The following is a 4,250-nucleotide window of genomic DNA, read 5'->3' on the forward strand; positions in this document are numbered from 1 at the left end:
ATCGAACCCCTTGGCGGACACCGAGAGCGAACGCCCGGAAGACCGGGAGCCGGAGGATTTCACGCTGTCGATGATGCCGGCGAATACCTGGACACCATTCAGGCGCACCAGCACGCTCCCTCCCGGCTGAGGAAGCCGGATCGCACCGCCGGTGTCGTCCATCCTGAGCGAGCAACTGTCAGACGATGCGCCGGCCTTGTCTGTAACGGTGATCGTTTCCAGATAGTTTGACATCTGCGAGGAGATGTCGTTGCCGTCGATCACAACAGACCAATCAGTTTTCCAGGCCATGATCCCTACCCGAACAGTGTCACGACTTCACGGCGGCCAGGTGTTTCCGCCGGCAGGTCCGGCAGAGCCACCTCAGCGCCAATCGGCAGAAAGACGTCAACGAGGTGCGGATTGAGTTCCATGGCCTGCTCGACCAGGGCCTGGCCCCGGACGCCGTACTTGCGCCACAGGATCAGATCGAGCGTCAGGTTATCGCCCGCGACAGTTATGCTTTGCGCCATGGTCTATCCCAGAATGTCAAAAAGTTGCAGAAGTGCCGGAATAACTTGTGTCCCGGTGGAGCGTTCGGCGGGGACCTTTTTCAGGGAGATCGACACCTGCACCACAGCGCCGACGCCGTCGCGCAACAGGTGTTTATGGTTTTCCCGAATATCGGTGATCATGTAGGTGCCAAACCGGGTGCCGTCGCCGCGCATGACCGGCGATCCCGCCCCCTGGGTCATGAGGGCGCGTAGGGCTTCCAGCTCGCCCAATCCGCCGATCTTGGCCGGCAGCAGCTGCCCCCGCAAATACAGCTTGTCGTCCCCCTCGCCCATGAATTCGGCCCCCTTGAGGCCGTTCAGGAGCGGCTTGGTGGCGATATCGGCCGATGCGCTGCGGCTGGCGCCATCCACCGAAAACGGAAACGTATCGACCTGGACGGCCCCGATCATGTAGAGCATGCGACCTCCTTAAGACACTGACCAACTGGTATCGGCCTGAAGACCGGCGAGAACCGCCTCCAGCTCATCGCCCAACTCCTGAGCGATCTGGCGCGCGTTCTGCGCTTCCTGAATGACAAGGCGCTCGATGCTGACAGAGATCTGCGCCGGGCCCGAGGCCTGCCCCTGGCCGGCACCCGCAAGAATACGTTTGGTGGCCGACGCGCTGTGAATGAACCCGTCCCGATCAGGGGTGAACAGTTCATCGCCCTTCTCGGCCGTTCTGTAAGTGCGGCCGGCAACGACAGGCCCACCCAGGGCCCGGGCGCCTTCGACCCGGGTCTGAGGCGCTGCCGGGGCTCCCGATCCGCCCCCCAAGAAAGAAGGCCAACGGATTGCATTGGACAGATCGATGCTGCCGATCGCGCTGACGATGTGATCGGGAATGGATCTCAGGAATTCGAAGAACCGCGCGAACGGTTCGATCAAGGCATCGACCAGCGCCTTCCCCGCCTTCCTGCCGGCATCGCGAAACGTGGCCTCTGCCTGCGAGGAAAAATCCTTCATCGTGAAGATGTCGGAGATCCAGCCGCCGATCTTGCCGGGAAGCGCGAGAACAGTATCGGCAATCGCATCTATCGTTTGCGATACAAGCGCTTGCGCCCTGTCGAGAACACCCCGGACCTCACTTTCTTCCAACCCGAGCAAAGCGCCGATATTGACCAGCTTGTCCGCCGCCCATTTGGCGGCCATCGCCGAAAGCCCGGACGTGAAACCGGTAATGGCCGTCATGGTCTCGGAAAGGCCGGTACCGACCGCCTCCGCAAAGCCAAGTGTGAATTCGCGGACAGGTTCCCAATACCGGTAGACAGCAAGACCGAGCGCAGCGACGGCCGCAATCACGGCAACGATCGGCCAGGAGATACCGAGAATGGCGCCGCCGATGGCAACCGCCGCCGTCTTGATCGTCGCTGCGGCTGCTGTCGCAGTCGATGCGAGAACCGCAAAGAGGGTGCCGCTCCCTGTTGCTGCACCCAACATGCCAGCAGCAAGAACCGCCAGCCGAAGCCGTTTTGAAGCCGCCACGATCAGGTCGGCCCCGCGACCAACGGCAAGCGCCGCGCTCAACACACCGCCTTTCATGAACAGGAAAGCGAACCGTGTGGCGACGGCGGCGATGTTCAGGGCCAGGAGCGCGGCGACTGCGCCGACAATTGCGGCGGTTACCTCAGGATAAGCCGTCGCAAGATCGCCAATGGTGTCGATAAGCGGCGTGATTGTATCCATGATATCGATCAGAGCAGGCAGCAAGGCGTTGCCGATCGCTATTGCAATCCTGGTCAACCGGTTTTGGAAACCTTGCAAACGGGCGTCGAATGTCTGCGAGCGGACTTCGAATTCCGTCTGTGCCGATCCGAGATAGTTCGTTTCCTTGGCGACTTCCTTGAGCGCACCGGACAGCAGCTCGGAATTTTCAATAAGCGGCATGACCGCACGGGCTTCGTCGCCAAAGAGATCCGAAATGGCCGCGGCCTGCAATTCCTTCGGCATGGCGCGGATGCGCCCGATAACGTCGTTGAGTGTGCCGACCGCATCGTCCTGGAGCCGTTTGGCAACATCCGTCGCCGACAGGCCGAGCTTCTTGTAGGCCTCGCGCTGGCGTTTGGTCGCAGAGTCTCCGCGCGCCAGGGCTTTTGCGACATTGCGAAAGCTGGTCGAGGCGACATCCGCCTGTGCGCCGGCTGCAATCATGGCCGAACCGATCGCCGCCGTCTCGCGCGCCGAAAACCCCATGGCCTTGCCCGCAGAACCAACGCGGCGCATGAAGTCGAGCAGGTCCGAGGCGCTCGATGCCGATTTATTGGAAAGGTGGTTGAGCACATCCGCAAGCGCGCCGGTCTGTTCCACGCTCAAACCAAGCGCCGTCTTGATCTTGGCAAGGCTCTGGCCGGTCTTGTCGGCCGAGATGTCGAAGGCAACACCAACCTTTGCCGCCAACTCCGCGAAGGTGAGCAGTTCATCTCCCACCATACCGGCCTGGCCGGCGGCCGCGACGATCTCGGCAATGCCGCTGGCCGCAACCGGGATTTCCCTGCTAAGTGCGAGAATATCGGCGCTCATCCGCTTCAGGCCGTCCGGCGTGTCGAAGTCGACCACCTTGTTGACGTCGGCCATGACGGACTCGAATTCACGGGCGGCGTTTATCGGCGCGGCTATGGATTTTGCGAGCACGTAACCGACACCGACCGCGTCCAGCATGCGCCCGCGTACGGCCTGCATCGCGCGGGCATTCGCGTCTGCCCGGAGCTTCATCTGTGTCAGGCTCTGGCTGACGACGCGCGCGGGGCGCGAGACGCGCTCGATCATCGACACGATCAATTGTGAAGTAAGGGTTGCCAACGGATCACACCTTTGACTGTGCCGCCCCCGGAAGAGCTAAGGGCATGGAAGAGAACGTTGTCCTGAGGGCGGGATCAGTCCCCGCCCCTCGGCTTTGCGGATTTGGCCTCTGCCTCGATCTGCAAAACCTCTTCGACGTGGCCGAAGTACCGAAAGAATGTCGGAACCTCCCAATCCTCGATTTCGGTCAGAGACTGGTGCAAGTACCGCGCAATCTGCGCAGCCATCAGTCCGAAGCTTGAGCCCTTCGCGCCATCTCCGCCTGAACGCCCGTCTTCAGGCCGTAGTTCATCGCCTCTTCCGTCAGAAAGCCCATTTTCACGTCCTCCCAGGACTTTCCCAGGAGGGGAACAACCCGTTCTTCTAGCTCGGCGTAATCGTCCGCATCGAGGTCGAAAATGACTTCGCTCGGAACGCCGGCCATGGATGCATAAACCGCGCCGGTCTTTTGCAGCACTCCCTTGAAATCATCGGCCGCGACAAGATCGCGGACCTTTCGCTTGCGGGAGAACACCAGCTTGTCGAAGCTCTTGCCGCCGTGCTCGACAGGCTCTGCAAGGGGGATTTCAACCGGATCGATTTTCTGGGACATGTCGTACCTTTCATGAGAAAGGCCGGGACTGAGCCCGGCCTGTAAAACTTCAGAATGAGCGTTGCTGTTAAGCGCCGAGCGCGCCGCGCACGCCCTCAAACAGATCCACGCCGTTCCGGCGCAGGATGCGTTCCCAGAAATCGACGTAGAACAACTCCTTGCCGTCGAGGGTCAGCTCGAAGTGGGTGACCTCGGTCAAGGCATGATTGCAGCCCTGGAAGTCGGCCGGATCGCTCTCATCCGGCTCCCATTGAGAGATCGCCCCCTCGATGACGGCGCGGCCCCGTACGGGTAAGCCTGTTTTCTTGTTCTTGTAGGCACCGGCA

Annotated in this window: 5 protein-coding genes and 1 pseudogene; all 6 read right to left on the reverse strand. The window is 61.3% G+C overall.

All coding sequences use genetic code 11. The features are described from left to right. Positions 1–291, reverse strand: a pseudogene (locus OA90_RS27300) (late control D family protein); the annotation flags it as partial. 5 nt (positions 292–296) lie between these two features. Continuing rightward, positions 297–512 (reverse strand): tail protein X, encoded by a 216-nt coding sequence (locus tag OA90_RS27305; RefSeq protein ID WP_068420150.1) that lies wholly within the window; start codon positions 510–512, stop codon positions 297–299. 3 nt (positions 513–515) lie between these two features. Then, a complete protein-coding gene (locus tag OA90_RS27310; RefSeq protein ID WP_082837322.1) occupies positions 516–953 on the reverse strand; it encodes a phage tail protein in 438 nt (145 codons plus the stop codon). A gap of 9 nt (positions 954–962) precedes the next feature. Then, on the reverse strand, positions 963–3,332 hold the full coding sequence (locus tag OA90_RS27315) for a phage tail tape measure protein (RefSeq protein ID WP_068420153.1): 2,370 nt from the start codon (positions 3,330–3,332) through the stop codon (positions 963–965). 226 nt (positions 3,333–3,558) lie between these two features. Further along, entirely contained in the window at positions 3,559–3,924 is a 366-nt protein-coding gene (locus tag OA90_RS27320) for a phage tail assembly protein (RefSeq protein ID WP_068420155.1), read from the reverse strand. A gap of 67 nt (positions 3,925–3,991) precedes the next feature. After that, positions 3,992–4,250: phage major tail tube protein (locus OA90_RS27325; RefSeq protein WP_199823883.1), on the reverse strand; the 259-nt coding region annotated here is incomplete at its 5' end.

Source organism: Labrenzia sp. OB1, from assembly GCF_001624695.1.
Classification (GTDB): Bacteria; Pseudomonadota; Alphaproteobacteria; order Rhizobiales; family Stappiaceae; genus Roseibium.

What these genes read in the sequence shown, in the direction of transcription:
- OA90_RS27320 (WP_068420155.1), bottom strand. Translation starts at nt 3,924, where the DNA reads ATGTCCCAGAAAATCGATCCGGTTGAAATCCCCCTTGCAGAGCCTGTC.
- OA90_RS27310 (WP_082837322.1), bottom strand. Translation starts at nt 953, where the DNA reads ATGCTCTACATGATCGGGGCCGTCCAGGTCGATACGTTTCCGTTTTCG.
- OA90_RS27305 (WP_068420150.1), bottom strand. Translation starts at nt 512, where the DNA reads ATGGCGCAAAGCATAACTGTCGCGGGCGATAACCTGACGCTCGATCTG.